The following is a 24,757-nucleotide window of genomic DNA, read 5'->3' as shown; positions in this document are numbered from 1 at the left end:
ATGGATTTTCAGACCGTTGCCACAGGCGTCGGATTTACCGAAGGCCCCGTCTACACTCAGCGCGGAACTTTGGCCTTCGTCTCAATCGACCAGGGCGTCGTCTACGAAACTTCGAACGGCACAACGAACGTGCTGGGACGAACCGGAGCAGGACCGAACGGTGCCGCCGAGGGTCCGGACGGCATCATCTACGTGGCCCAGAATGGCGGACAGTGGCCGGCCCACCGGACCGAAGGCGTGTCCGGAGGCGTCCAGGCCATCCACCCCGACGGTACCGTCGTTACGCTCACCACTGACCCGATCTACCCCAACGACCTTTGCTTCGGCCCTGACGGCTACCTCTACGTAACCGACCCCACCCGCGGCCCCCGCCGCGACGACGGACGGCTGTGGCGCGTCGACATAACGACCGGCGAAGCGCAACTGCTGCTCAGCGTCGACTGGTTCCCCAACGGGATTGGCTTCAGCGCCGACAACGACAGCATCTTTGTCGCCCAGGGCGGGGAGGGACGCATCCTGCGCTTCCCGTTCGCTCCCGGCGAGCGTCTCGGCGAGCCCGAAGTGCATGTCCAGCTTGATCACGGACGCCCAGATGGATTTGCCTGGGACGTCGACGGAAACCTTGTGATCGGGGCCATCACCGGAACGGCTCCCGGCGACCTGCAGGTCTACAGTCCTGAAGGCACCCTCCTGGAGGTCATCAAAATCGCAAACGGCCAGAAGTACACCAACGTCGCCATCTCGTCCTCCGGAAAGCTGGCTGTGACTGATTCCGACAACGGCCAGGTCCTCGAAGCAGACTGGCCCGCCGCCGGCCTTCCGCTGCACCCTTTCCGTGACTCCGCCCAGTCATGAGCCCCAACGCATTCCGGTCCCGACTCCTGTCGGGCACTCCCGTCTTCGTTACCACGCTGGACTTTCCTGAGCCCTCGGCGGCAGAGTTCCTTTCGGAGCTTGGCGTCGATGGAGTCGCCGTGGACACCGAACACGTGTCCGTGACCGGCCCGCAAATCGTCGACCTTGCCCGGGCCTGCAAGGCCGGCGGCGGTGCCCTTGTCGTCAAGACATCAGTGGACCCCGAAAGCATCGGCCGATACCTCGACGCCGGAGTGGCAGTCTTGCAGATAGCCCACGTCCGTTCCCGTCAGGACGTCGACAACGTCGTGAAGGCCTGCGGTTTTGCGCCGGAGGGGCTACGGGGGCTGGGCCGCTGCCGCAACAGCAACTTCGGCCACTATCCGGGCGGCTACCAGCAGCTCACCAAGGACACCCGGGAAAGCGTGGCCCTGATCGTCCACATCGAAAGTATCGAGGCGGTCGCCGTGCTCGATGACATCCTCGCAGCCGAGGCTGTCGACGCCGTCTTCGTCGGCGCGTTTGACCTGTCAGCGAGTCTCGGCATTCCCGGTGAAGTCCTCGATGACCGCGTCCAGGATGTCATCAAGGACATCCTGGCCCGTTCCCTGGCAGCCGGAAAAGTCGTTGGCATGTCGGCCAGCAGCCCGGAACAAACCGCCGCTGCAATCGAACGCGGTGCCAGCCTTCTCCTCTCGGCCCAGTCACGGCTCATGTCCACCGCGGTGAGCGGGCTTCGCTCGGTACGCACAACGACAGGAGCAGTGAGCTGACGATGAGCGAAACACCGAAGATCACCAGGTCCATCGCCGAGTTCGCGATCTGCACCGAATCAGCCGACATCACAGACGCAGCACGCCACATGGCAACCCGTGCACTAGTCGATACTGTGGCCGTCGCCGTACTCGGAACCCATGACATCGCCTCCACGGCCTTAATGGAAGCCGTCATGACTCCTGTAAGCGGTGGCCACGGCGCCACCGTCCTGGCGACCGGAGAAATGGCGCCGGCACACACCGCCGCTTTGCTCAATGCCACGGCGGGTCATGCCGACGATTACGATGACCATTTGGTGGACACCAACGGCCACCCCAGCGTCGTTCTAATCCCCGCTCTCCTGGCAGCCGGTGAGGCAGCGGACGCGTCAGGCCGCGACATTCTAGACGCCTACGTCGTCGGCCACCAGGTCATGTGTGCCATCTCTGCCGGTTTGCCCGTCCGCGCCCACTGGGCAAACGGCTGGCACGCGACCAGCACCGTCGGAGTTATCGGGGCGACAGCAGCGGTGGCACGTCTTCGCCAGCTCACGCTCCTGCAGACCCGCCACGCCCTCGGTATCGCAGCGTCCATGGCTGGGGGAAGCCGCCAGAACTGTGGCTTTATCACCAAGCCGCTGCACGCCGGCCTGGCAGCCTCGAACGCCGTGCTGGCCGTCGACCTCGCAGTACGGGGCTATGACGCCGACCCGGACCAGCTGGAGGCACCGCTCGGGTTCTTCCACGTCTTTGGCGTCAACCCGGACCTGACTAAGGTCGAGCCGGTACTGAAAGAACGCTGGACCGTGCTCACCAGGGGACTGAACGTCAAGACGTTTCCCGCCTGCTACGCAGTTCACCCGGCGGCACAGGCCGCTTCCGAACTGCGGGGTAAAGGACTCGTCCCGGAATCCATCGTTTCGGTGGATGTCACCGTTCAGCCCACGGGTCTCGTCGGACCTATTCACCACCTGCCCGAGACGGGGCTGCAGGCGAAGTTCAGCCTGGAGTACACAGTGGCTGCGGCCCTGAGCGATGGCGCTCCGTCTCTTAATACGTTCACGGATGCCACTGTTCAGCGCCCTGACCTGCAGAAACTGTTGCGAAAGGTCAAAACCCATGAGAATGCAGTCCCGCCGATCGGGCCCCCGGGGTTCACGCGTTGGTACGCCACGGTCGACGTCGAATTCAGCGACGGTCACCGCACCAGCACCAGGGCCGATATGCCTCACGGCTTCACTCTGGACCCTCTCACCGATCAGGAAATCCAGGAAAAGTTCAACGACTGCCTTGGCTACTCGGCAACACCCTGGGATCCCGAGGCCCTCAGCCGCCACTTGTGGTCGCTTGATCAGACGCCACGGATCCGAAGCCTCTTCAGCGAATCATCAAAACTAGCCGGCCGGACACCGGCCAACGTGTAAACGACCAGCCGGCCGAACACGAACACCTAAGAACAGAAAGAACTGACATGCCTAACATCTCGATTGAAATCTTCAAAGGCCGTACCCTCGACCAGCGCCGCGAGCTCGTTAGCGGAATCACCGAAGCAGCTGTCTCGGCACTGGGGATCAAGCCTGAAGGTGTCCGGATCACTTTCTTTGAAATTGAGCGGACCGACCTTGCCCGTGGAGGCGTGTTGTTCAGTGACATGGAAACCTCCCCAGCAGCGGCGAAATAACTCATCATGCAGACCTTCACCATGCGCAAAGGAGCACTTGGTATGAAAAATCACCTGAAATCGGTCGTTATGACCCGCCGCACGGCGGGCCTTATCGGCGCCATGGCCGCGCTTGCCCTTGCCGCCACTGGCTGCGGCGGCACTGCGCCGGCCGCACAGCCGGGGTCCACCGAAGGAAGCACTAAAATCACGTTGGTATCCTCGATCACCGGCAGTTCCTTCCTGGCGGTGACAGCTGGCCTGGACCAGAAAATCTTCGAAAAGCACGGCGTGGAGATTGAGCTCATCAAGGTAAAGTCCAGTGCCGAGGCTGCCGCAGCTATCGCCAGCGGGCAGGCCGATATCGCAGCCATGGTGCCCGAAGGGGTCGTCGCAGTCGTGGCCGCGGGAAGCAAGATGAAGATGGTCGGAAACCTCCTGGACCAGGTCCAGCACCGTCTGGAAGTGCCTGAATCCATCAAATCCGCGCAGGACCTCGCAGGTAAAAAGGTCGGCGTCGTCGGGCCCGGCAACGGTTCCGAAATCCTCGCCAAAGCCTATTTGGCTGAGAACGGCGTGGACCCCTCGCAGGTTACGTTTGTGGCAACGGGCCCTCAGCCTGCCCAGCTGGCCGCCCTAACCACAGGACAAATCGAAGGCGCGATGCTCGTGCCTCCATACGACCTCAAAGCCGAGAACGCCGGCATGCACGCGCTGAGCATCCTCCGCGAAGACTTCCCGGACATTCCGGCCCAGGTCTTCGCATCCAGCGACCGTGCCTTGAGCGCCAATGCAGAGATCGTGAAGAAATTCATGACTGCCGCCACGGAGTCAGCCCAGTGGGTGGTTGACCACCCGGAAGACGCGGCCACCATCCTGGCCACGGACGCCCAAATCAGCCCCGAAGAGGCTAAGGCGTCCTTCGACCGGGCCAAGGATGCTTACTCCGTGAACGGCGCCATCAGCGATGAGGGCCTGGCCAAGTGGCTGGAACTCTCAGAGAAGTACGCCTCGCTGCCGAAAATTCCGGCGATCAGTGACATCTATGACGCCCAGTACCTCCCCGGGAAGTGAGATGATCATGACCACATCATCCCACCAAGCACTGGAGCCAGCAGCAGCGATGCCAGGCACCGAGAACATCGCGATCTCCGTACGGAACGTTACGTTCGGGTACGGCAAGGAGATCATCCTTAAAGACATCAGCATCGACGTCACGGAAGGGGAATTTGTCTCCCTTATCGGACCGAGCGGCTGCGGAAAGAGCACCCTGCTCTCGATGTTCGACGGCGTCGTCCGCCCCGACGTCGGCAACGTGCGGATCTTCGGATCCACGGTCCAAGACACGCTCAAGCAACGTGCGATGGTTTTTCAAAACTTTGCGCTGATGCCCTGGAAAACCGTCCGGGAAAATGTGCTCTTGGGATTGAACTACCGCCGCACTGATATATCCAAGAAGGAACGTCTGGATCTGGCCAAGGAGTACATCAATCGCGTAGGCCTGACCCACGCATTGGACCTTTACCCTCATCAGATCTCGGGCGGTATGCAGCAAAGGGTCGGCATTGCCCGCGCTTTCGCGGTCCAGCCACGGCTGCTGCTGATGGACGAGCCGTTCGGTGCACTTGATGCCCAAAACGCCGAGCTCCTCCGTGAAGATCTCCTCAAACTCGTCGCTGAAGAACGCCGCACAGTCGTGTTTGTCACCCACAACCTGGATGAAGCACTCCAGATGTCGGACCGCGTCCTGCTGATGACCGCCCGACCGGGCACCATCCGCGACGAAGTCCGCCCGGACTTTGGCCCCAAGTCGTCCGCCGAGTACCGGGAACGCTACGACTCTCAACGAGACCTCCTCTGGGATCACCTCAAGAGCGAAGTCCTGACAGTTCAGGCACGTGAAGAAGGGCAGAAGCCATGAGCATCATGACCAAACCTGCTCCGGTTTCTCCGGGCGGTCCCACCCGTCGGCCCGAACCGAGCTGGCTGAAGAAAAACGAAAAGCGCTGGTTACCCGTCGTCACCGTGATTGGAATCTTCACGGTCTGGGAAATCGCCGGCAACATGAATCTCTGGGATCCGCTGTTCTTCAGTCACCCCTCGGTGATTTGGGACGGGTTCCTTTCGCTGACCACAGGTCCGTTACTTTCGGACCTGAGGGTAACCGGGCTCGAATTCCTCTTGGGCATGATGATTGCCCTCGGCATCGGCGTACCCCTCGGAATCCTGCTGGGAACGTCCAAGCGCCTCTACTGGGCCTTCGACCCGGTGGTGACCGCACTGTACTCCACGCCCATCCTCGTCCTCACCCCACTGATGGTCATCTGGTTCGGACTCGGTATCGGTTCCAAGATCGCAAACGTCGCTATCCTGGCGGTCTTCCCTGTGCTGATCAACATGATGGAAGGCGTCCGCAACACCGATAGCTCCCTGATGAGAGCTGCAAGGTCCTTCGGCGCGAACGGATGGGCCATCCAAAAGGACGTTATCTTCCCATCCGTGGTTCCGTTCTTCGTCACCGGGCTCCGCCTTGCCATCGGTAAGGGCATGATCGCCGTTGTCGTCGGTGAGTACATCGCCGCCACAGAAGGCATCGGCTACCGGATCAGGGCTGACGCGGAAGTCTTCAACACGCCCCGGTACCTTGCCGGTGTTCTGATCATGGTGGTTGTATCCGTGGTCATCATGGCACTCATCAAGGTACTGGAGCGCAAACTTGCTCCGTGGAGGACCCCGGTCCTCGGTGAGTAAACAGAAGATGGGCGGGCACCCGCCCGTCCATCTTCTGAGGTTCAGATTCCTATCTAAGAAAACGAGTAGAGTCCATGTTCCGCACCCTATCCCGTCGGCCGAAGATGGCCAGCCTTATCGGCGCTGCGATGGCATGCACGCTGTTGACAACCACGGCCTGTGGCAGCCCGTCAGGGAGTTCGGGTTCCGGCAGCTCAACCGAGAAGATCACCTTGGTCTCCTCCATTACGGGAAGCTCGTTCCTTGCCGTAACCGCCGGACAGAACCAAGAAATTTTTGAAAAGCACGGACTTGAAATCGAGCTCGTTAAGGTGAAGTCGAGCGCAGAGGCCGCTGCGGCCGTGGCCAGTGGTCAGGCCGACGTCGCTGCCATGTTGCCCGAGGGCGTCGTCGCTGTTGCCGCTGCCGGCAGCAAGATGACGATGATCGGCAACCTCCTCAACCAGGTCCAATACCGGCTGGAAACCTCCGCTGAAGTCACCTCCGCGAAGGATCTCATCGGCAAGAAGGTAGGAATTGTTGGTCCCGGCAGCGGCGAGGAAGTTCTTGTCCGGGCGTATCTCGACTCCCAAGGCGTTGATGCTTCCCAGGTAACGTTCGTCGCGACAGGGACTATGGCTGCAAAGTTTGCTGCCATAACTACGGGGCAAGTAGAGGGCGCCATGCTGGTCCCGCCATTCGACATCAAGGCGGAGGCTGCGGGTATGCACCCGCTAAGCGTTCTTGGCGAAGACTTCCCCGACATGCCCGCCCAGGTATTTGCCTCCAATGATCGGGCGCTTACCGCGAGGCCCGACACGGTCAAGAAGTTCATGGCCGCTGCTGCAGAGTCAGCACAGTGGGTCGTGGCTCATCCCGAGGCTGCGACGAAGATCCTGTCGGAGGACTCGCAGGTCAGCATCGAGGAGGCGAAGGCGTCCTTCGACCGGGCGAAATCGGCCTACTCCCGGGATGCTGCTATCAGTACTGACGGTTTGAACCGATGGTTGGACCTGTCAAAGAAGTACTCTTCCCTGACCAATATCCCCGACGCCAGCGTCCTGTACGACCCCCAATACCTTCCCACCAGTAGTTAGTCCACGTCCGGGCAAGTGCGCCTTCCTGCTCCCAGGACGCTCCGTCTATGTACCTGCAGCACGCCGTAGTGCGTGCTGCAGGTACATAGACGCTCAAGGAACACCAAGGAAAACACTGTCTGTTCCCGCAATCCAGGAACTCGATCTCCTGGACTCCGTCCCAACCGGTCTCCTCATCAACGGACAATGGCGCCGGGCTACCACCGGAAAACATTCGACGTCGAAGATCCTGCACCAGCAGGGTTCTGTTGAGCATTGCCGATGCCGGTGCCGATGCCGGTGCCGCGGCACTGGACGCAGCCGCGGCGGCGCAGGAGCCCTGGTCGAAGGTTCCGTCGCGGGAGCGCGGGGAAATCCTGCGCCTCGCTTTTGAATGGTGACTGAGCGGGCTGAGGACTTCGCGCTGCTCATAAAGATGGGCAAGCCCCTGGCCGAAGCCCGCGGCGAAGTGACCTATGGTGCCGAGTTCCTGCGCTGGTTCTCCGAGGAAGCAGTCCTCGCGTTTGGCCGCTACTCGCAGTGTCTAGAAACTTGATCGAGCTCCGTCGACAGACCGGATCCTCCCACGCCAGGACGCCTCGACGTCAGTTTGGGGTGTATCCCAGCTAGCAGTTCGTGCTGAGTCTGACGGCTTTTACGTTGCCAACGAAGGTGACCTAAATCTTCTTCTTTGTCGGCCACGGTCCCGCTTTACCCCCGTTACTGCCGGCTTCACCGCTACGGATGGCGTCGGAGGTCGCCCACATTGTGCACCTAAGCGAGTTGTGGTGGAACCTGCTTTTCCTCGAGGCGAAACCCGCAGCGATAATAACCGGGATCCGTCTTTTAGAAGTCCCATCTCCAGCACTACGGTCAACCTGGGCTGTCATATGTTCGATGGCACGCTTTTGGGCGATGGGCACCAACTCGAGTAGGAGTGTTCGCCGTTAGCGGGGCCCCGCTGACTTCGGGGCCCCGCGGCAGGTTCGCAAGCAGCGGTGAAATTACCTGTTGTCCGGCTTTCCCGGGGCTGTGTCCTTGACCTTGACCTTTGTGGTGGTGGTCTGGGTCACCCCTTCGGAGTTGATGAGCTCGGCACGGTAGGTGTATGTTCCCACCGGTTTCTCGGTGAAGGACGTTTCTACTGACTGCGTCTTCACGTCGACAGCGTTCAGCTGCTGAGCGGCGACAAGAACATCGTTCTCATACAGGCGGTAGTAGCTGCCCGGTGTTCCATTCGGTAGGTTCATCGTCACGGTGTAGTTGCCGTCGTGAAGCCCATTGCTGGATCCGCTCGTGCTCGACAATTTCCCCTTGCCCGGTGCCCTGTCGTTGTACACGAAGGACTGCAGTGCGTCTCTTACCGCGAAGTAGGCCGGCTTCGGGTTGAACTCTTCATCGAAGATCGTCGGCTTCGCGCCGGGTAGCCAGGTGTAGAGGTGCTTGTCGGTGAAACCCCAGGTGCTGATGTCGGTGATGCCGGCAGCGAGGGCTTCGGCGACGACGTCACCGTAGATCTGCGCCTGCGAGATCGGGTCGTATGTGTGGACGTCCAGTTCGGCGATTGTCACCTCGAGTCCGAGGGCCCTGTAGTCGTTCACAATGTCGGTGATCACGCCGGGGGCCGGACCGACGAATGTTTCGTGCATCTGCAAGGCAACACCGTGGATAGGAACTCCGTCGGCTACCATTCCGGAAACCAGGTCATAGAGCTCCTGCCGCTTTGCGGGGTAGTACTCGACCATGTTCTCGTTGACGAAGAGTTTCGCGGTCGGGTCTGCGGCGTGGGCGATCCTGAAGGCCTCGGCGACATAGTCGGGGCCGAGGCGCTCGTAGAACAGATTGTGCTCGAGCCCTTCCCCGCCGAAGGTCGTGAACATCTCCGTGACGACGTCCCAGCGGTCCATTTTGCCGGTGTAACGCTGCATGGTGGTGTTGAAGTGGTCGACGACCGCCTCTCGGAACTCGGCCGGATCGGTCTTTGCCACGAGGTAGTCAGGGTTGAACGAGCGGGAAATCCCGCTGTGGGCCTTGACCTCCATATCGTGTTCTTCCGCGAACGCAACCATCCGGTCGAGACCTTCGAAATCAAAGACTCCTTCGCGTGGCTGCACCATGTTCCACTTGAACTCGTTTTCCGGCGACAAGCTGTTGAACTGCTCTGCCAGGACCTGCCCGTACCGGGGGTCCGAGAAGTAGTTCGCCGGCCGGTCGTCAGCCGTGGACTCGGACGCCTTAACCGAGCCGGACCCGAAAAGGATGCCAGCTTGCTCAGCCAACTGGCGGATTGTTGGTTCCGTATCAGGGGAAGCCATAGCTGGCGCGGTGGCCCCAAATGCCAGCGTAAGGGTGACTGCTGATGCGAGTGCGACTTTGCTTATCGCTTTCATAAGTTCCTGTTTCATTCGTAGGTGTGCTTGGTGAGGTGCCACTCCCTGACTTTTCATCTTCATCTAGCGGAGGCAGCACGACCCGGTCCAGTGATCTGATGTCGAGAGGGTCCGCTGGGAGTCAAGAACGTGCTCGGCTGCGCAAGATGACGGCTCGAAATACGAAGCAGTTACTCATACGCTCATGGACGCTGACCCGGGGGTTGGGGGCAGCGGTGCCAGTCCCGCCGTGGCCGGATGAGGCGACGACGCCGAGATTTGCTTCGGTGTTCAAAGGGTAGAGCGAAATTGTGACGCGTGCAACAATTTCTTTTCCTGTCCGGCTCAGGGGGAAGGAGGGGTGATCGATTCGTTCTACACTTGCCGCACTTTCTGCTGGCCGGACCAGGCAATGCATGCACTGCCAAGTCTGTCGGCTTTGGGGTCCTGGGCCATGCACGGAAACGGGAGGAACTGGAATCGTGGCGCCTCTGGCGGCGTCAGCAGAAGCGACGGCGCCAGGTGGACATAGCAATGTCAGGTGCAGCTTGGGTTGAACTACTCGGCGGCAGACCGGCCCGGGATGCTCTGGGGATTCTGGAATGCTTCCGGAAGGGCCCATTCGAAGAACGCTGTCATGGATTTGGTCATGTCGGCGGTTGGGTCGATTAGCCATTGCAGCTGTACCCCGTCCCAGGTGCCGATGAGCAGCCGGCTGAGAGTGTGTGGGTCGCGGTGCGGGCTGATTCTGCCCACGGCCTGGTCGTGGGCGAAGGCGGCCGCGAGTTCTTCCGCCTTGCGCCGGTACCGGGCCACAAACCAGTCATGCGCAGGATGCGTGGGGGCGGAGGATTCGGCAGCCAGAATGGCAAACAGACGCAACAGTTCAGGTCGCTCAAGGCTCGACTGAACCCGCTCCAAGGTTGCGGTCACGACCCCCCGGTCAGCACAGGCGGCATCAAAGTCGAACTCCTCGTAACCAGGAGTGGTCCTGTCCGCTCGCTCAAGCACCGCCTCAAGGAGCTCGTACTTGGATCCGAAATGGTGGGCGATGCTGGTAAGGCTCAGGCCAAGTTGCCGTGAGATGTCACGCAACGAGCCACCGTGGTAGCCGTGCGTGGCGAACACGGTAGCGGCAACATCGAGGATGTCACTGGCCCGCTGAGCCGACTTTGCATACGGGCCACGCACGCCGGCGCTCTTCTGTTCCCTCATGCTAGAGACCTTACTAAGCATCACCCTGCGCCTGAACCATCACCTGACCTGCCTGCTGCACGAGGGTACATAGTTGGAACTTCGCCCATGCGTTACAAACGCGCCGCTACCTCTAAACAATCCTTCTCTCCATGATTTATAACCGCGGGTGCCCTGGCTCGGTTTTCCATCGACCAGGGCGTGCCTCGAGAAACGCTCAGATCGCCGCCAAGTTCCATTCAAGTTCGTGGGCTTCCCTGCCCTGTAGAACGACCAAGTCGGCACCTGAATTGAATGCGTCTGGAGCGCAGTCCATTGGCTCTACAGCTAACCCTGCACGAGGTTCTCGGTCGGCAAAATCTGCGGTGCAAATTTGAACCCACTTAATGAAAGGGTTCCAGGACATAAGAACGCCGTGACCGTCTGGAGCTGTTACTCGAACTTCGCAGAGACCGTTGTTTACGGCGACGCCAGTAAAGGCGTTATCGATGACAGTGCTTCCGATTTTTCGTCCTGAGCGGAAATCAAAGGGACCTGCGCTGGCTTCGGTGAGCCCCGTGGGCAGCAGACGTTCAGGAGAGACCGTCATGTATTGTTCTGCATCAAGTTGGAGAGTCCAGTCATCCACGTTTCCTTCCCCCGCAACTAAGTAGGGGTGGGGGCAAGATCCAAAAGGAGCTGGTGTATCACCTGTATTGATGGCTCGGATATTACTGCTTAGACCCGTTGGTGAGAGGCTATAGCGTGCTTCGACGCTCACCTGAAATGGGTAGCCGGGGTCTGTGCCAAGTTGGAGTGACAGCACCACTTCAGCAGCACTTACGGTTTGCACTTGCCATTCGCGGGCGTAAGCAAGTCCGTGAAGTGCGGTGGACCGTGCTGGTTCCGTAACGGGGACCTGATAGCGGGTTCCCTCGAATAGATAGCTGCCGTCGGCCAGCCTGTTAGGCCATGGCACGCAGACAACACCCCGGTAATCCACTGTTTCGCTTCCAGGTGTTTGATTCAGAATCAAGTGCCTGGACTGGTGAGTTACCGAGCAAAGGGTGGCTCCCAGTGTGTCGACAACTGCGGTGTAATCACCGGCTGTCAGTTCAATTGCGGTCACGACTGATCCTTACCCGAGGCCTCAGCCCGCTTATAAGTAGTGACGAACAGGTTGCTTGGCTTGGTAGCGCCGCAGCACTGAGCGCCCGGAGCGATGATGGCCCCGGACGCTCAATGCGAGTGCCGTTATCCTATGGGGTGTCAAACCGCGGTGTGCGTGTAAGTCCGCTCCTGTTAGAAGCAGGACGGAGGGGCTTTATGTCGTTTCGCTGACGGTCCTACTGTGTTGCCGAGTACAGGACCGAGTCCGTGGTGTTTTGTACTGTTCCTACAGGCTGCGCGGGTGGCGTCTTCTTCGCAATGAAGTTACGGAGAGCGTCGCGGAAGGCGAAGTACGCCGGCTTGGGGTTGTAATTCTCGTCAAAGATGCACGGCTTCGCTCCCGGAAGCCAAGTGTAGAGGTGCTTGTCCGTGAAGCCCCAGACACTGATCTCGGTGATCCCGGCGTTGAGCGCCTCAGTGACCACATCGCCGTAGATTTGCGCCTGCGTCACGGGGTCAAGTGTGTGCACGTCCAGTTCCGCGATGGAGACTTCAAGTCCCAAACCGGTGAAGACGTTGAACATTTCGGTGATGACCCCAGCAGGAGGTCCCTGGATCGTCTGGTGCATCTGCAAGGCGATTCCGTGGACAGGGACACCTTCAGCGACGAGACCCGAGACGAGGTCGTACAGTTCCTGCCGCTTCCCGGGGTTGGTCTCCACCAGGTTTTCGTTGAGGTACAGCTTCGCCTTCGGGTCCGCGCGGTGCGCGATCCTGAATGCCTCTGCGATGTAGCCAGGGCCGAGGGCCTTATAGAAATCGTTTTGCTGAAGGCCACCGCCGTTCGTCATCAGCGCCTCGCTGACGACATCCCATCGGTCCATCTTGCCCTTATACCGCTTCATAATCGCGTTGAAGTGCTTGACCATAGCGGCACGGAACGCGACCGGATCATTGGTCTTCGCGACCAGGTAGTCGGGGTTGCAGCAAGACGAGATCAGGCCGTGTCCCTTGACCTGCATGTTGTTTTCTTGAGCGAAGGCGACCAACCGGTCAAGGCCCTCGAACTCGAAGACGCCCTCCTGCGGCTGGACAAATTTCCACTTCATGTCGTTCTCGGGCGACAGGCTGTTGAACTGCTCAGCCAGCACCTCCCTGTACTGAGGGTCGGAAAGATAGTTCGAGGGCCGGTCGTCAGCCGTTGACGTCATACCCTTGATAGAACCTGATCCGATGATGAGCCCGGCTTTCGCTGCCTCCTCGCGGAGTGAGCCGATACCCTCCTCCCCGATAAGCACATCCGAGGTTGGGCTCGGCGTTGTGGCGGTTGCGGTTTGGGTTGAGAACGCCGGCATCGTCAGTCCAAGACTGACTGCCGCGAGCATGGCTAGTGTTTTTTTCGTTTTCATCCGGGGTGAATTCCTTCGAGTAGTTGCCTGCCAAAAGCGCTCTCGGCCGCTCAAGACGCTTGCTCGGGGAACGAGCCAGCTACTCATGCGCTCGATGGGTGCTGGCCCGGGGGTGGGGGCAGCGGTGCCATTCCCGTCGTGCCAGGTAGGGCGACGACACCGAGATCTGCTTCGGTACTCAAAAGGTTATCTCGAAATTGTGACGCATGCAACAATTTCGTTCTATCCTTGGGACAGCTTCAAAGCACTCGGAACTCATTAAAAAAAGGAAATGACATGCAGATTCAAGGCAAGACCTTCGTAGTCACAGGCGGCGGCAATGGTATCGGCCGCCAGGTGGTTCTAGGGCTCCTTCGTCGCGGAGCAAAAATCGCAGCCGTTGACCTGAGCGCTGATGCTCTGGCCGGGACGAAGGCGCTGGCTGCTTCTGATGGCGAACTGAGTACTCACATAACAAACGTGACGGACCGTCATGCGGTTGCGGCACTACTAGATGACGTGATCAGTGTTCACGGACAGGTCGATGGCCTTATCAACGTGGCGGGTATCATCCACCGCTTCGTGCCGGTGGCTGATTTGACATTCGATGATTTCGAGCGGGTTATGAACGTGAACCTTTGGGGCACGGTGAACGTGTGTAAGACCTTCCTGCCTGCTTTGCTGGAGCGGCCGGCGGCAGCAATCGTGAACATCTCCAGCCTCTCCGCGTTGTTGCCTTTTGCAGGCCAGACTTTTTATGGGGCAACAAAGGCAGCAGTCAAGCAGTTCAGTGAGGGCCTTTACCAGGAGCTGAGCGGCACATCTGTTGCCGTTACGACTGTTTTCCCGGGAAACATCAGCACCGACATCAGCGCCAACTCTGGGGTCAAAGCAATTGATCCCAAAGGAAGGAAGGCACCTGCCACCACACCCGAAGCAACTGCCGCCAAAATTATCCAGGGCCTGGAGAAGGGCAGCTTTCGAGTCTTGGTGGGAAAGGACGCCAAGGTGCTGGATGCTGCCTCGCGCATTTCATCCCGCGCAGTCACCGATTTCATCGGCCGACAAATGAAGTCTGTTTTGTGATGCCGTCGAGGGCAGTATGGAAGCAGGTCGACGACTGGACTGTGGTCACGGGTCTGAAGGTGGAAGTTTGGGACAGAGACCGCCTCTTGGACCAAGGAATCGTGGATGCCGTCACCGCGGACGGCGCGATTCTGTGGTTGAAGCACCACGGCGTTTTGCATAGGAGGGTTGTTGAAAAAGTCGATGACCGGCACATAAGAATTGTCTTGTCAGCTCACAATGTCCCTCCTCCACCACAGGACGGGAAACCCGGTTTCCAGCCCGTGTCACCAAATGCAATGCCATCAGCGGCCGAGGACAAAGCTGCGGGCCAGCCTTTCAGCCGGGCAAATCCCCGTCCCTGACGATTTTTGTGGAACGGTGCGAACATTTTTATCCCAGCGATCACGCCCGGGCCCTGGCTCCGGCGGAATTCGGTTTACGCCGATTTCCCCAGCACGGTTCGGCACGCAACCCGAGAAAGAACCTGCCTGGGACCGTCACAGGGGTGTTCCAAAACTGCTTCTTGGGGTTACTTACCTGATGCTTCATGGCGCTGGCGGATCAGCCCAAAGGGGACGGCGGGGTGAGCCCGTACGATGTATCTGCCGGCCTCGATCCGCGTCACAAGGATCCCTGTACGGTGTTGGAGCGCGGCCTTCAATACGACTGCTATGGCTTCTTCGAGGGCGATGTCAACCTCTGATGCTTCCTTGACATGCACCTCCAGCATGCCGGGTACTGCCACCTCTGAAATTTTCATGCGAGTGTTCCTTTCGCTGCACCTCACTGCACCGGATTGCCGCCGTTCAAGGCGACGCGAACGGTGCAACGGTGGACGGTGGTTGTAAGAGAGGCGCTTACTGAAGCGCCTTGTGTCCGGCCGGATAAAGACATGCCTCGGCAGCTATGCCGGCGTCCGCAGCGACAGTGCGGACGTCATCCATGGATATTGGTAGGGCGATTGGTAATCGTCCGACTGCTGTAATTTCGCCGCTGAGCACCCGCAGTAGTGCACGGTCGGATACCCCGAAGGTAGCGGTGAGTGCTGTTGCGATGGTTGCGATAGGAGTAAGGATTGCGGCGCGGTCCAAAGCGACATCGACGACCAGCGGTATGCGGGAGGCGATTGCACCCAGTCGATAGATGAGGCCAGGGCGGAACTCGAGCCCTCCCTGGTGGAAAAACGACTCGAGGAAAAGGTCGTCTCGCGCGTCGAATGGTGCGTCGACTCGGATGACTGCAAGGTCTGCTTCATCTGGTGTGGACACGACGGTACCAAACATGCTGGCTACCGCGGGATCGATTCCTTCAATGTAGAGGCGTTGGTTCGGTGCAACTGGAAGGACCGGCTCAGTGCCGCGGAGCTTGTTCTCGAGGACGCAAACGGAGCGTGATTGAGCAAGCTCACCTGCGGCACGGTGTTCCGGACTGCCGACGATGCGGTCGGCTAGATCTTCGTCGACAAAAGGGTTGTCGAAAAGTCCGAGCCGGAACTTCACCAGTAGCAGGCGCCGAGCCGAGGCGTCGATCCGGGATTCCGCGACGAGACCTTCATCGACTAGGCCGCGGAGGATTTCGACGCATTCTTCGCCGCCGAACTGGTCCGCTCCTGCTTCAAGAATTTTCAACATCCGGCCTCGGGCGTCGAGGTGTTCTACCCCCCACGCCCGGGCGGGTAGGACCTGGTCGCCGATCACGTTGTCGTTAACGAGTTCCCAGTCGGTCACGATGACACCCTCAAAGCCGAGCTCCTCGCGAAGGAGATCATGAAGTACCTGGCGGTTGTAGCCAAAACCTACCTCTTCTACCGGTTGCCCGTTGATCTCAAGTCCGATCGGCATCCCGTAGTACGGCATGATGGCCGCGGTGTCGTGCTCAATGGCAGTCCTGAACGGGGCAAGGTGGTCTTCGAACCGGCCGGCGGGGTACACCTGTTCGCGACCGTAGGGGAAGTGAGCATCCTCGCCGTCCTTTTGGGGGCCCCCACCCGGGAAGTGTTTGGTCGTGCAGGAAACACTTCCCGGGCCAAGCGTGGCGCCTTGGAAGCCGTCCACATACGCGGCGGTATGGGCTACAACGCGATCCACGCAGGATCCGAAAGTTTGAAGCTGACGTCCCCACCGAGGCTCGGTTGCCAGGTCGATTTGCGGATGAAGCGCCGAACGGATTCCGACCGCAGTGTATTCAGTGCGGGCTATTTCCGCGAAGAGACGGGTAGTTTCCGGCTCATCGATGGCGGCCAGCCCCAACCCTTCTGGCCATTGCGAAAACGGACCTGCCGAAAACCCGACGCCGACATTCTCGGCGAACGCATGGCGGGGGTCGGTAGAGATTGTCACAGGAATTCCGTGCGGCGTTTGGGCAGCGAGTCTCTGCAGGGCGTTGTTCCACTGGGCGGCTTTACGCGCGTCCTCTAGTCCGTGCACGTTGAAATGGTTCATATTCTTGCGTAGAACCACTACCGACGTCGGTGACTTGCTGATGTGACCAGCTTCCTCAAGCAACGAGCCATCAGGTCCAGATTCAATGACGGTCTGGAACATGAGGCCAATTTTTTCGTCCAGCGAAAGCCGACTGAGAAGGTCCTCCGTGCGCTCTTCGGGTGTTTTCCGTGGGTCCTCAAAGGGGTCCATAATCCCGTTCTTGTTCAGATCACGGTACGGAACCCCGTCAGGTGTGGTTGACAGAACTAGATCGGTCATATGGATCCTCTCCTGGGTAGGCAACCTCAGTTACCAAGGCTTATTGGCGATGCAGCCCCTAGGGGGCTATCGGACGGCCGGGTCCTGGATGGGCGATGGAGCAGGACCCAACGCCGCGAGTTCGTCCCAAAATTGATCCGGGATGACCTCTTCACGCAGCTGTGCCAACTCGAGGATTCGTTCGGGCGAGGAGACGCCGACCACGGTGGAATCAATTAGCGGGGACCCTAGTGAGAAGGCAAGGGATACAGCGGGCAGTGACACCTGGAGTTCGCGGCAAAGCTCTTCAACTCGTCGAACCCACGACGTGAGGTGCTCACCTGCCGGCTGATACGCGTACCGTGCTCCGGGTTGCGCCCCGGTTGCCAGGATGCCGGCGCCGAAAGGCGCCGCATTGAACACGGTCATGTCGCGGTCTCGTGCTGCTTGGAATAGGGTCTCGGCGCTCTGGTCGATTAGCGTGTACCGGTTGTGACAGAGGACGGCGTCGAATTCTCCAGTCTCGAGATAGGCGGTCATCATGGGTAAGGGCCCACCTGCGATGCCAATGGCATCAACGACGCCGGACGCCCGCAGCTCGATCAGTCCCTCGACAGCGCCTCGAGGTCCAAGGGCTTCTGCCATGGTGAGCATGTCAGGATCGTGAAGGTGCAGCAGGGGTATCCGGTCAACCCCGAGTCTGGACATACTTTCCTCAAACGAGGCCAGGACCCTGTCCCGATCGAAGCGGCCGGTGTCTGGGTCAGCATCGACCTTGGTAATCACCCCGGTGGAGCAGCGATTTCCGAGTCGGGCCATTGCTATCCCCAGGACTTCTTCTGACCGTCCCCCGGAATAGTTGTTCGAGGTGTCGACGTACGCATGACCTGCGCTGAGGGCGGTCTCGGCTAAACGCACGGCCTGCGCTTCACTGGCGGAATCGCGGCGGGCGCCCCGACCAAAACTTGAAGTGCCGATTGTCAGAATGGATGGTGCCTTCACGCCCGTGCCATTCTGCTGCCCTTGGTAGGCCGCACGGGGCCTTCCACAGGTTTCCCAACTCTGGCGTGATTCCTTTTGGAGCCGTTCATGTGGGGGATCTCCTCATTGAAATATGTGCAGTCGTCGCGACTGGAGAAGCGACAGCGCCCACCCTACGACGAAATCAGAACAACTGCTACATTTTTCTGGTCAACGGTGTACCTGGGGGCCAGCCGGACCGGGCGCCGGCTAGACGGCATTGAACTCGGAGGCCTGAAAGTTGGCGAGTTCACCTGACTGCGGATGCGCCTGAAACCCCCGGGAGATCCTGGATTGCTTCTGGAAGGGCCCATTCGAAGAACGCTGTCATGGATTTGGTCATGTCGGCGGTTGGGTCGATTAGCCATTGCAGCTGTATTCCGTCCCAGGTGCCGATGAGCAGCCGGCTGAGAGTGTGCGGGTCCCGGTGCGGGCTGATTCGGCCCACGGCCTGGTCGTGGGCGAAGGCGGCCGCGAGTTCTTTCGCCTTGCGCCGGTACCGGGCGACAAACCAGTCATGGGCAGGGTGCGTGGGGGCGGAGGATTCGGCAGCCAGAATGGCAAACAGACGCAACAGTTCAGGTCGCTCGAGGCTTGACTGAACCCGCTCCAAGGTGGCGGACGCGACTCCCCGCTCAGCGCAAGCTGCATCAAAGTCGAACTCTTCATTGCCAGGAGTGGTCCTGTCGGCCCGTTCGAGCACCGCCTCGAGAAGCTCGTACTTGGATCCAAAATGGTGAACGACGCTGGTCAGGCTCAGGTCCAGTGCACGGGCGATGTCACGCAGCGAGCCGCCGTGGTAGCCGTGCGTGGCGAACACAGTAGCGGCAGCATCGAGGATGTCACTGGCCCGCTGAGCCGACTTTGCATACGGACCACGAACGCCGGCGTTCTTCTGTTCACTCATGCTAGAGACCTTACTCAGCTGCCACGGCGCCTGAACAACGCCTGGCCCAATTCAATTGCCTAAATAAAATTGTAGCAAGTGTTCCGTTTTCGTGTAATGATGATCACGATCACCAAGGTGACCCGGTACCGGGCACCCCATGTCACGAGGAGGTAGACATGCATACACACGCATCATTCAGGCGGCGTACTTTCATCGCAGGCTCGTTCATCGCCGCAACGGCGCTACTCGCCGGGTGCAGCGCCGGTGGTGGCGGGAGCCAGGCGGGGGAGACCACTTTGACCGTAATGGTCGGAGCTCAGGATCTTACTCCGGAGCAGGTCGCTGAGTTTGAGAAGAACAACCCCGGCATCAAGATTAACCAGGTTCTGTTCGACGCGACCCGACTGAACACCATGCTCGCTTCGGGTAACCCCCCGGACATCGCGGTGGGCGGTGCCGTCGGCAGCGCCAACTTTAACGCACGAGGATTGGCTACGGACCTCACACCGTATCTGGAGAAAAGTGAGACGCTGAAGGAAGACGACCTTCAGCCGGTCAACGACAGCTTCCGCTGGGACGGTACCAAGAGCGGCGAAGGTCCTCTCTACGGCATCGTCAAAGACTGGAGCCAGGACTCGACTCTTTGGTACAACACCGCCCTCTTTGACAAGGCGGGGGTCCCATACCTCAGCGACACAGAGGCAACCAGCTACGACGAGCTCCTGGAGACCGCCAAAAAGCTCACCGTAAAGGAAGGCACCACAACCACCACCTTTGGGCTTGGCGTGGAATGGGACTGGTCCCTTTACGGCCCAATATCGGCAATGGTCATGCAGCAGGGTGAAAACCTCTACAACGAGGACCTGACCGAAATCGACTTCACCTCCGCGGCTGCCAAGCGCGCCTTTCAGTGGTACGTCGACTTCGGGAAGTCCGGGGTAGGACCAACATCCCTGAACCCGCTTCCGGACGGCTCTGATTACTCGACCTTCGCGGCGGAACGCATGGCGATCAGCCAGGACGGCTATTGGTACGGCGGCAACTTCGCAGCACCTGATGCCTTGAAGACAGTTCGGATGGCTCCTTCACCGGTAATGGGAGATACCCGGGTCGCGCCCACCTATTCCGGTCAGGGCTGGTGGATCCCGGAGAAGGCGAAGAACAAGGACGCCGCGTTCAAGCTCATGGAGTACTACATGGCAGGCGCGCCCGCTGAAAAGCGCGCTGCGAGTGGCTGGGGCCTTCCGGGGCTAAAGTCGCTGAGCGAGAAATTGCCCCAGGATCTTCCGCATCAGAAGCAGGCATACACTGTCGCGCAGAACGAACTGCAGTACGCCAAGCCCCTGCCCGATTCGCCCTACATCTCCGGGGACCTGATGCAGAGCACGATCCAGACGTACCTCGAAAAAGCCATCAAGGGTGAACTGAGCGTTGATCAGGCATGCGAAGCGCTCACTGATGAGCTGAATAAGGCCCTCGCACAGGGCAAAGAGCAGATCGGCTAAGGAATATGGCACGCAAGTGGTCCCGCTACCCGAAGAAGGCCTTTTACGCCTTCGTCGGGCCCTGGGTAATAGGTTTCGTGCTGCTGACGGCGTTGCCCATGGTGTTCGGGTTGCTTGTGAGCCTCACCAACTTCGACGGCAGTTCTCCCCGCTTCAAATGGGTTGGTCTTAGTAACTACGTCGAGCTGTTCAGTGACGGCGAGGCATGGATGGCGCTCCTTAGGACGTTGCTGTTCACCGCTATCGTTGTACCAATCACCATCGGCGGATCTCTTGGTCTGGCGATGATTATCAACCGGAGGCTGAGGGCGTTGGGACTGTGGAGGACATTGTTCTTCCTGCCCTCAGTCGTACCGGTGGTAGCCATGGCGATCATGTGGAAACTTGTTTTCAACAGGGACTCCGGCATCCTTAACGCTCTTTTGGGTGCCGCAGGAATCCAGCCGATCGCGTGGCTTCTGGACCCGACCGCCTTTTTCGCCCTGATTATCCTTATGCTCTGGGGTCTGGGCGCAGGCATGATCATCATGCTCGCCGCTCTTCAGGGAGTTCCGGCTGAGCTGGAGGAAGCGGCCACCATCGACGGTGCCGGCCGCTGGTCCGTCTTCCGGCACGTGACAGTACCGATGATTTCACCGATCCTTTTCTTTCAGGTGATCACTGGCGTTATCGCCGCATTGCAGGTCTTCATTCAGCCCCTGCTCCTGACAAGCTCGGCGGGGATCTCGAAGGTCAGCGGTGTACCGGACAGCAACACCTTGTACATGGTGCAGGTGTACCAGGAGTTCTTCCTCAGCAACCGTTTCGGCTACGGATCGGCAATGCTATGGGTGTTCTTCCTCATCATCCTCGGTCTGACGTTGCTCTTCCTGCGGTCGAGCCAGTCCTGGGTCTACTACGAAGTCGACACGGAAGCCGAGAAAGAAGGAGCAACCCGATGACTACGACTGAGCGTGAAACGGCCGTGGGGTCGACACCTGCGGCACCGCGAACGCGAACTCCGAAGGCTGAAAAGGCCCGGAAGGATAAGCGGCCACCGGCGATACTCTACATTTTGATTCTGCTCCTGTCGGTGTTCTTCATCGGCCCGTTCCTGTGGCTGGTACTTGCGGCGTTGAAGACGCCCGCTGAATGGGCTTCGTTTCCGATCCAGGTTCTGCCTGATAAGGCGCAATGGAACAACTTCGTCGACGCCGTCACCCAGATGGACTTCTTCGGCTACACGGTCAACTCTCTGTTCCTCGCCACGACCTATTCGGTTCTGATCACCATATCGAGCGCCACGGTGGGCTTCGGTTTCGCCCGGCTCAGGGCCCCAGGGAAAAAAGCATTGTTCCTGGTTCTGCTCTCGACCATGATGATCCCGCAGATTCTGACGCTGCTGCCCACGTACGTTCTCTTCTCGCAAATCGGGCTGGTAAACACCTACTGGCCCTGGATCCTGTGGGGTCTGGCAGCATCACCGTACATGGTGTTCCTGTTCCGGCAGTTCTTTTCCTCGCTCCCGCGTGAACTGGAGGACGCGGCCATCATGGATGGTGCCGGCTGGTTCAGAATTTTCGTCCAGATCTTCCTTCCCCTCTCCCGCCCGGTCCTGATCACATCATTCCTGTTGTCGTTCACGTGGACATGGGGTGATTACATCGCCCCCGCGCTGTTGCTGGACATTGACCACACGACCCTCTCGGTGGCCATCACCGCCTGGTACCAGGACCCTAACGGAAACACCATTCCCACCGTGCAGGCCGCTGCTGCCGTGCTGTATATCCTGCCTGTGCTGTCGATCTTCTTCTTCGCCCAGCGGTACTTCATCCGTTCCACCGTCTCCTCGGGTGTCAAGGGCTGAAGTTCCCTAGCAGCTTTGTCAGCGGCCGGTAGGCGACTCATCTCGGATGCTGTCTGCCGGCCCGGCACCACCATGAACAGTCGCCGAGCGGACGATGCGCTGATCACCATCAGCGTGGAGGCAACGCTGGGTGCACCACGCAACAAAGAACTTTAGGAGCAAAACGTGGAGGAAGCGCGCTCTCGAGCCGTTGATCTGCTTACACAGATGACCATCTCGGAGAAGGTCGCACAGCTGACCTCGCTGGTGCCGACGATGCTGTTTGACGCAGACGGCATTCGTCCCGGGATCGCCGCCGGCAAGCTTGGCGATGGCATCGGATATGTAGAACCTCATATGGGGGGATTCCCAAGGACTGCTGCCGAGGTCGCGCGGCTCAACAACGCGGTTCAACGGTATCTGGTGGAGAACACCCGCTTGGGTATTCCCGCCATCATGCACGTGGAGGCGCTGAACGGCGTCAACGCACCCAGCTTCACCTCCTTCCCCACAGCCATCGGCCTTGCCGCAACCTGGGATCCGGAAGCGGTCGGTGAAATGGCTGCGCTGACCCGCCGGCAAATGCGCGCGGTCGGATTCCACCATGCGCTATCTCCGGTGCTTGATGTTGCAAGAGACGCAAGATGGGGGCGTGTACATGAAACATATGGCGAGGATCCCTACCTCGTGAGCGCTTTCGGAGTTTCGTTCGTCCGGAACCTGCGGGGAGCGTCGTTGCGGGACGGTGTGATCGCCACCGGCAAACATTTCCTTGGGTACGCCATGAGTGAAGCAGGCTTGAACATGGCGTCTGTGAACCTGGGCGAGCGTGAGCTCCGGGAGGTCTATGCCCGTCCGTTCGCTGCCGCCATTAGTCTCGCCGGCCTGGATTCGGTCATGAATTCCCTCTCCGATTGGGATGGCGTACCCGCAGCGGCTGATCCTCGGATCTTCCGGCACCTGCTGCGGGACGAACTGGGCTTTGAAGGAACCGTGGTGTCTGACTGGGGATCGATTGAGAACCTCGTCATCCACCACCGGGCCGCGAGCAACGCACGCGAAGCAGCCGTGCTGGGGATGCGCGCGGGAATCGACGTAGAGTTACCGGCCCCGTATGGCTACGGCGAGGCCCTTGTCTCCGCCGTTCATGATGGCGAGATCACGGAGGCGCTCATCGATGAGGCGGTATTGCGGGTCCTTACTCACAAGTTCGAGCTCGGGCTGTTCGAGAACCCCTACGTCGGCGCTGATCCGATCACAGTGACGTCACTTGCCAAGGAAGGCAGTGGACTCTCGTCGCGGCTCGCGCACGAGTCGATCACTCTGCTGAAGAACGACGGAGTTCTGCCCCTTCCGGGTGCGGCGCCCGGCGCCGCACCCCGCATCGCGATCATCGGTCCTCACGCGAATGCTGCCGGCGCGGCATTCGCCCCTTATACGTTCCCCGCTTTCATTGCCCTGACACGCGCTCTGCGCAGTGGCATGGCGAGCTCCATGGTCGGAGTGGATGAGACGACCTTCCAGCCGGACGTGGCATACGTGGAAAGCGAGATCGGCGACCTCCTATCAATGGGCGAGGATGAGTACGCTCAGACCCAATACGGTGCCGTGTCGCTCAGCGACGCCCTGCGAGCTGCATTACCGAACGCGACGATAGTGGTTTCCGAAGGCTGTGACGTTGACGGCGGCACCGAGAAAATCCCCGCCGCGCTGGAAGCGGCGCGCGGCGCGGACGTCATTGTCCTCGCTCTCGGCGGGCTGGCCCGGTGGTTCTTCTCCGAACGCACCGAAGGTGAAGGCGCAGACGCCTCCGATGTGCGGCTCCCGGAATCACAGCGCGAGCTCGTCCATGCGATCGCCACCCTGGACATCCCGCTTGTGGGCGTACTCTTCTCGGGCCGGCCGGTCGCACTGGGCGATATCGAACCTAAGCTGAACGCGCTCGTACTCGGCTACTTCGGTTCCGAACACGGCACCGGCGCTGTCGTGGACGTTCTCACCGGCGCCAGCGAGCCGCAAGGGCGCCTCCCGTACACTCTTCCGAGGTCCAGCGGGCAGGTACCTATCCACTCAGGCCAGCGGTTCGGCAGCGGTTACCGCCGCCGCGAGGGCGACGACCACGGCGGATACGTGGACGAGGCCTCAACACCGCTCTATCCGTTTGGTCACGGTCTTAGCTACACCAACTTCACGTATTCAGCACTCACTCTCAGTGAGGCATCTGTGGCCGCGGATGGCGAGATTGAGGTGTCGGTGACGGTGACCAACAGCGGGGAGCGCCCCGGTACCGAAGTGGTCCAGCTGTACATCGAAGACGAGGCTCTGGGGCTGTCACGACCTGCGCTGCAACTTGCCGGATTCCAGCGAATCATCCTGGAACCCGGCCAGGAGGCAACAGTAGCTTTCAGGCTTCAACTCGCGCTCCTGGCCTACCTGTCGCTCGAGGGCAGGTGGATCGTTGAAGCGGGACCGATGTCCATCTCAGTCGGCTCATCCTCCGGCCACCGTCCGCTGAGCGCTCTCCTGAACGTCACAGGCGGGACAGCAGACGTGACGGACAGCCGGGTATTCCTCACTGATTCGACATCCCTGATACTCACCGCAGATTTGCCATAAACCACCCGCTGCAGCGAATTACAACGCGGTCAAACGA

The 24,757-nt window shown here is 59.9% G+C and carries 21 protein-coding genes and 1 pseudogene; 14 read left to right on the top strand and 8 right to left on the bottom strand.

The window, feature by feature from the left end:
* The 9 genes and pseudogenes from AC5RUU_RS04815 to AC5RUU_RS04775 form a co-directional block, all read left to right on the top strand.
* Entirely contained in the window at positions 1-855 is an 855-nt protein-coding gene (locus tag AC5RUU_RS04815; protein WP_493974079.1) for an SMP-30/gluconolactonase/LRE family protein, read from the top strand.
* The gene (locus tag AC5RUU_RS04810) at positions 852-1,628 is read left to right on the top strand and encodes an HpcH/HpaI aldolase family protein (RefSeq protein WP_493974078.1); all 777 of its coding nucleotides are present in this window, start codon (positions 852-854) and stop codon (positions 1,626-1,628) included. Before AC5RUU_RS04815 ends, AC5RUU_RS04810 begins: the two co-directional genes overlap by 4 nt.
* Before the next feature lie 2 nt (positions 1,629-1,630).
* Positions 1,631-3,034, top strand: a complete 1,404-nt coding sequence (locus AC5RUU_RS04805; RefSeq protein WP_493974077.1) for an MmgE/PrpD family protein — start codon at positions 1,631-1,633, stop codon at positions 3,032-3,034.
* A gap of 47 nt (positions 3,035-3,081) precedes the next feature.
* The gene (locus AC5RUU_RS04800; RefSeq protein ID WP_493974076.1) at positions 3,082-3,291 is read left to right on the top strand and encodes a tautomerase family protein; all 210 of its coding nucleotides are present in this window, start codon (positions 3,082-3,084) and stop codon (positions 3,289-3,291) included.
* Positions 3,292-3,333: 42 nt separating this feature from the next.
* Positions 3,334-4,344: an ABC transporter substrate-binding protein gene (locus AC5RUU_RS04795; RefSeq protein WP_493974075.1), complete on the top strand. Its 1,011-nt coding sequence runs from the start codon at positions 3,334-3,336 to the stop codon at positions 4,342-4,344.
* Position 4,345: 1 nt separating this feature from the next.
* Complete coding sequence (locus AC5RUU_RS04790) at positions 4,346-5,191, top strand: ABC transporter ATP-binding protein (protein ID WP_493974074.1); 846 nt, start codon at positions 4,346-4,348, stop codon at positions 5,189-5,191.
* On the top strand, positions 5,188-6,021 hold the full coding sequence (locus AC5RUU_RS04785; RefSeq protein ID WP_493974073.1) for an ABC transporter permease: 834 nt from the start codon (positions 5,188-5,190) through the stop codon (positions 6,019-6,021). Before AC5RUU_RS04790 ends, AC5RUU_RS04785 begins: the two co-directional genes overlap by 4 nt.
* A gap of 74 nt (positions 6,022-6,095) precedes the next feature.
* Positions 6,096-7,097: an ABC transporter substrate-binding protein gene (locus AC5RUU_RS04780; RefSeq protein ID WP_493974072.1), complete on the top strand. Its 1,002-nt coding sequence runs from the start codon at positions 6,096-6,098 to the stop codon at positions 7,095-7,097.
* Positions 7,098-7,212: 115 nt separating this feature from the next.
* Positions 7,213-7,614 (top strand): annotated as a pseudogene (locus AC5RUU_RS04775) (aldehyde dehydrogenase family protein); the annotation flags it as partial.
* 466 nt (positions 7,615-8,080) lie between these two features.
* Here the strand turns inward: AC5RUU_RS04775 and AC5RUU_RS04770 are convergent.
* The 4 genes from AC5RUU_RS04770 to AC5RUU_RS04755 form a co-directional block, all read right to left on the bottom strand.
* Positions 8,081-9,355, bottom strand: coding sequence for an endo-1,4-beta-xylanase (locus AC5RUU_RS04770; protein ID WP_493974071.1), 1,275 nt, complete (start codon positions 9,353-9,355; stop codon positions 8,081-8,083).
* A gap of 648 nt (positions 9,356-10,003) precedes the next feature.
* Positions 10,004-10,660, bottom strand: a complete 657-nt coding sequence (locus AC5RUU_RS04765) for a TetR/AcrR family transcriptional regulator (protein ID WP_493974070.1) — start codon at positions 10,658-10,660, stop codon at positions 10,004-10,006.
* A 196-nt stretch (positions 10,661-10,856) separates the two neighbouring features.
* Positions 10,857-11,747 carry an aldose 1-epimerase family protein gene (locus AC5RUU_RS04760; protein WP_493974069.1) on the bottom strand — a complete coding sequence of 297 codons (891 nt, stop codon included), beginning with the start codon at positions 11,745-11,747 and terminating at the stop codon, positions 10,857-10,859.
* A 217-nt stretch (positions 11,748-11,964) separates the two neighbouring features.
* Positions 11,965-13,137: an endo-1,4-beta-xylanase gene (locus AC5RUU_RS04755; RefSeq protein WP_493974068.1), complete on the bottom strand. Its 1,173-nt coding sequence runs from the start codon at positions 13,135-13,137 to the stop codon at positions 11,965-11,967.
* A 276-nt stretch (positions 13,138-13,413) separates the two neighbouring features.
* Between AC5RUU_RS04755 and AC5RUU_RS04750 the strand changes: the two genes are divergently transcribed.
* Positions 13,414-14,202 carry an SDR family NAD(P)-dependent oxidoreductase gene (locus AC5RUU_RS04750; RefSeq protein ID WP_493974067.1) on the top strand — a complete coding sequence of 263 codons (789 nt, stop codon included), beginning with the start codon at positions 13,414-13,416 and terminating at the stop codon, positions 14,200-14,202.
* 511 nt (positions 14,203-14,713) lie between these two features.
* Here AC5RUU_RS04750 and AC5RUU_RS04745 read toward each other — a convergent pair.
* The 4 genes from AC5RUU_RS04745 to AC5RUU_RS04730 form a co-directional block, all read right to left on the bottom strand.
* Positions 14,714-14,944 carry a hypothetical protein gene (locus AC5RUU_RS04745; protein WP_493974066.1) on the bottom strand — a complete coding sequence of 77 codons (231 nt, stop codon included), beginning with the start codon at positions 14,942-14,944 and terminating at the stop codon, positions 14,714-14,716.
* Between the two features lie 97 nt (positions 14,945-15,041).
* The gene (locus AC5RUU_RS04740) at positions 15,042-16,886 is read right to left on the bottom strand and encodes a glycoside hydrolase family 3 protein (protein ID WP_493974065.1); all 1,845 of its coding nucleotides are present in this window, start codon (positions 16,884-16,886) and stop codon (positions 15,042-15,044) included.
* 66 nt (positions 16,887-16,952) lie between these two features.
* The gene (locus AC5RUU_RS04735) at positions 16,953-17,867 is read right to left on the bottom strand and encodes an aldo/keto reductase (RefSeq protein WP_493974064.1); all 915 of its coding nucleotides are present in this window, start codon (positions 17,865-17,867) and stop codon (positions 16,953-16,955) included.
* A 268-nt stretch (positions 17,868-18,135) separates the two neighbouring features.
* Positions 18,136-18,792: a TetR/AcrR family transcriptional regulator gene (locus tag AC5RUU_RS04730; RefSeq protein WP_493974063.1), complete on the bottom strand. Its 657-nt coding sequence runs from the start codon at positions 18,790-18,792 to the stop codon at positions 18,136-18,138.
* A 158-nt stretch (positions 18,793-18,950) separates the two neighbouring features.
* Between AC5RUU_RS04730 and AC5RUU_RS04725 the strand changes: the two genes are divergently transcribed.
* The 4 genes from AC5RUU_RS04725 to AC5RUU_RS04710 all read left to right on the top strand — a co-directional run bounded on the left by AC5RUU_RS04725 (position 18,951) and on the right by AC5RUU_RS04710 (position 24,720).
* Entirely contained in the window at positions 18,951-20,279 is a 1,329-nt protein-coding gene (locus AC5RUU_RS04725) for an ABC transporter substrate-binding protein (protein ID WP_493974062.1), read from the top strand.
* A gap of 5 nt (positions 20,280-20,284) precedes the next feature.
* Positions 20,285-21,220, top strand: a complete 936-nt coding sequence (locus tag AC5RUU_RS04720; RefSeq protein ID WP_493974061.1) for a carbohydrate ABC transporter permease — start codon at positions 20,285-20,287, stop codon at positions 21,218-21,220.
* Positions 21,221-21,333: 113 nt separating this feature from the next.
* Positions 21,334-22,125: a carbohydrate ABC transporter permease gene (locus AC5RUU_RS04715; protein ID WP_493974060.1), complete on the top strand. Its 792-nt coding sequence runs from the start codon at positions 21,334-21,336 to the stop codon at positions 22,123-22,125.
* 207 nt (positions 22,126-22,332) lie between these two features.
* A complete protein-coding gene (locus AC5RUU_RS04710) occupies positions 22,333-24,720 on the top strand; it encodes a glycoside hydrolase family 3 N-terminal domain-containing protein (protein ID WP_493974059.1) in 2,388 nt (795 codons plus the stop codon).
* Positions 24,721-24,757: the final 37 nt, after the last annotated feature.

It is taken from the genome of Arthrobacter sp. K4-10C, assembly GCF_059090085.1.
The sequence above is the reverse complement of the archived record's forward strand: the minus strand, read 5'-3'. Positions and strand labels throughout refer to the sequence as shown.

Bases quoted from the DNA above. Each gene is read 5' to 3' on its own strand.
- AC5RUU_RS04745 (WP_493974066.1), bottom strand. From the start codon at position 14,944: ATGAAAATTTCAGAGGTGGCAGTACCCGGCATGCTGGAGGTGCATGTC.
- AC5RUU_RS04815 (WP_493974079.1), top strand. From the start codon at position 1: ATGGATTTTCAGACCGTTGCCACAGGCGTCGGATTTACCGAAGGCCCC.
- AC5RUU_RS04790 (WP_493974074.1), top strand. From the start codon at position 4,346: ATGATCATGACCACATCATCCCACCAAGCACTGGAGCCAGCAGCAGCG.
- AC5RUU_RS04785 (WP_493974073.1), top strand. From the start codon at position 5,188: ATGAGCATCATGACCAAACCTGCTCCGGTTTCTCCGGGCGGTCCCACC.
- AC5RUU_RS04765 (WP_493974070.1), bottom strand. From the start codon at position 10,660: ATGAGGGAACAGAAGAGCGCCGGCGTGCGTGGCCCGTATGCAAAGTCG.
- AC5RUU_RS04740 (WP_493974065.1), bottom strand. From the start codon at position 16,886: ATGACCGATCTAGTTCTGTCAACCACACCTGACGGGGTTCCGTACCGT.
- AC5RUU_RS04755 (WP_493974068.1), bottom strand. From the start codon at position 13,137: ATGAAAACGAAAAAAACACTAGCCATGCTCGCGGCAGTCAGTCTTGGA.
- AC5RUU_RS04810 (WP_493974078.1), top strand. From the start codon at position 852: ATGAGCCCCAACGCATTCCGGTCCCGACTCCTGTCGGGCACTCCCGTC.
- AC5RUU_RS04780 (WP_493974072.1), top strand. From the start codon at position 6,096: ATGTTCCGCACCCTATCCCGTCGGCCGAAGATGGCCAGCCTTATCGGC.
- AC5RUU_RS04725 (WP_493974062.1), top strand. From the start codon at position 18,951: ATGCATACACACGCATCATTCAGGCGGCGTACTTTCATCGCAGGCTCG.
- AC5RUU_RS04800 (WP_493974076.1), top strand. From the start codon at position 3,082: ATGCCTAACATCTCGATTGAAATCTTCAAAGGCCGTACCCTCGACCAG.
- AC5RUU_RS04730 (WP_493974063.1), bottom strand. From the start codon at position 18,792: ATGAGTGAACAGAAGAACGCCGGCGTTCGTGGTCCGTATGCAAAGTCG.
- AC5RUU_RS04795 (WP_493974075.1), top strand. From the start codon at position 3,334: ATGAAAAATCACCTGAAATCGGTCGTTATGACCCGCCGCACGGCGGGC.
- AC5RUU_RS04750 (WP_493974067.1), top strand. From the start codon at position 13,414: ATGCAGATTCAAGGCAAGACCTTCGTAGTCACAGGCGGCGGCAATGGT.
- AC5RUU_RS04805 (WP_493974077.1), top strand. From the start codon at position 1,631: ATGAGCGAAACACCGAAGATCACCAGGTCCATCGCCGAGTTCGCGATC.
- AC5RUU_RS04720 (WP_493974061.1), top strand. From the start codon at position 20,285: ATGGCACGCAAGTGGTCCCGCTACCCGAAGAAGGCCTTTTACGCCTTC.
- AC5RUU_RS04710 (WP_493974059.1), top strand. From the start codon at position 22,333: ATGACCATCTCGGAGAAGGTCGCACAGCTGACCTCGCTGGTGCCGACG.